Source organism: Thiomicrospira sp. (genome assembly GCF_036568485.1).
Lineage (GTDB): Bacteria > Pseudomonadota > Gammaproteobacteria > Thiomicrospirales > Thiomicrospiraceae > Thiomicrospira.
In genome coordinates this window covers 1-1,772 of sequence record NZ_DATCSL010000097.1, presented here as the reverse complement: position 1 = coordinate 1,772, position 1,772 = coordinate 1, and the positions used below count along the sequence as shown (strand labels likewise).

Sequence of the window (1,772 nt, the reverse complement as noted above, 5' to 3'; positions counted from 1 at the left end):
CGTGAGTTTGCCGCCTAAACCAACCAACTGAGTGACTAATTGATACTGCGCCGCATTGGTGTCTTGATACTCATCCACCAGTAAATAGCGCACTTTGTTTTGCCATTTGGTTAAGATTTCTGGATTTTCATTAAACAAACGCACCGGCAAACCAATCAAGTCATCAAAATCCACCGCGTTATAAGCGTGTAACTGTTTTTGATAAGCGCCATAAAGCCGAGCGCGCGCTTGTTCTAATGGGTCTTCCGCTAGTTCTAGCGCCGCTTGGGGCGCAATGTGTTGGTTTTTCCAGCCCGAAATGGTCCACTGCACCCCGTCTAATTCTTCGGGATCTAGCTCATTTTTGCGCATCAGCTCTTTCAGAATTTGGCCGGTATCGGTCGAATCCATAATCGAGAAATTGGCTTTGTAGTTCAGCGCTTTGTATTCCTGGCGAATGATATTCAAACCCAAGTTATGAAAGGTCGAAACATTTAAACCCTTAGTCGGCTCGTCCACCATAAGTTTGGATACACGCTCTTTCATCTCACGCGCGGCTTTATTGGTAAAGGTGACGGCATAAATATTGTGTGGCTTGTAGTCGTGCTTGCGCACCAGATGGGCGATTTTTTCGGTGATAACACGCGTCTTACCACTGCCTGCGCCCGCCAACACCAACAACGGCGTGTCGATGTGCAAAACGGCTTCTAATTGTCGAGGGTTTAGGCTGTGCATGTTTGCGCGTGTCACTCAAATGAAAAGGGTACAATATGATAAATCAAAACTCAGTGGAAAATAAAAAAATGGCCAGCATTGACCAGCTAAAACAAGACCTCGAATTTAATACCAATTTACTCGGTCACAACCTGACCTTTCGCAGTACCTGGGGCATTTTTAGCCCGCGCGAAATAGATGCCGGCACCGAACTATTGCTACGCCACTTAAAAATAAAACCCGATGAAATCGCGCTGGATTTAGGCTGTGGATATGGCCCATTAGGCTTAGCGATTGCCGCGAATGCGCCACAGGGTGAAGTACATATGGTGGATAAAGATTTTATGGCGGTCGAATACGCCAATAAAAATGCCGACCTCAATTGCTTAAATAACGCCAAAGCTTATTTGTCGAATGGCTTAAGCCACGTGCCTAAAAATATCCAATTCACCACCGTGGTATCCAACATGCCCGCCAAAGTGGGTAAAGAAATGATGAGCATTATGCTACACGACATTCACAATCAACTCGCCCCCGGCGGCCAGTTTGTGGTGGTGACCATTAATGGTTTACGTGATTATATGAAACGCAACTTTATGGACGTGTTTGGTTATTACGACAAGGTTAAACAAGGCAAGGATTACACCATCTCACGCACAGTGAAACAATGAATCTAGAGATGTAAGCACCAGGCCTGGTGCTTACCGTTTTTTGAACGCTGTGAACTAAATTAAAACTCACTCCATTCATCATTTGTTTCAGCTGATTTTGCAGCCTTTGGTAAGGCTTTCTCACTCAACTTACTCTGAGGTTTTGCTTGACTCAGCGCAACCAGGCCTGGTTTTGGCTTAGGCTTATGACTTGACTGAGCCTGCTCTGTTGTAAAAAACGCCATATTTTGTCTGAGCTCAACCGCTTGATCATTCATGCTTTGCGCAGCGGCTGAAGTTTCTTCAACTAAGGCCGCATTTTGCTGAGTGACTTGGTCGATGTCATTAATGGCCTGATGCACCTGCTCAATCCCTTCAGCCTGTTGACCCGAGGCTTCTGCAATTTGTGAAATCATACCGGTGACCTGT

2 protein-coding genes and 1 pseudogene are annotated in these 1,772 nt (G+C 45.7%); 1 reads left to right on the top strand and 2 read right to left on the bottom strand.

What is annotated here, in order from left to right; all coding sequences use genetic code 11:
* A partial coding sequence (locus tag VIM91_RS09715) for a UvrD-helicase domain-containing protein (RefSeq protein ID WP_331864626.1) occupies nucleotides 1-714 on the bottom strand: 714 nt, incomplete at its 3' end.
* Between the two features lie 68 nt (nucleotides 715-782).
* Between VIM91_RS09715 and VIM91_RS09710 the strand changes: the two genes are divergently transcribed.
* Nucleotides 783-1,364, top strand: a complete 582-nt coding sequence (locus VIM91_RS09710; RefSeq protein WP_331864627.1) for a class I SAM-dependent methyltransferase — start codon at nucleotides 783-785, stop codon at nucleotides 1,362-1,364.
* Between the two features lie 59 nt (nucleotides 1,365-1,423).
* Here VIM91_RS09710 and VIM91_RS09705 read toward each other — a convergent pair.
* Nucleotides 1,424-1,772 (bottom strand): annotated as a pseudogene (locus tag VIM91_RS09705) (methyl-accepting chemotaxis protein); the annotation flags it as partial.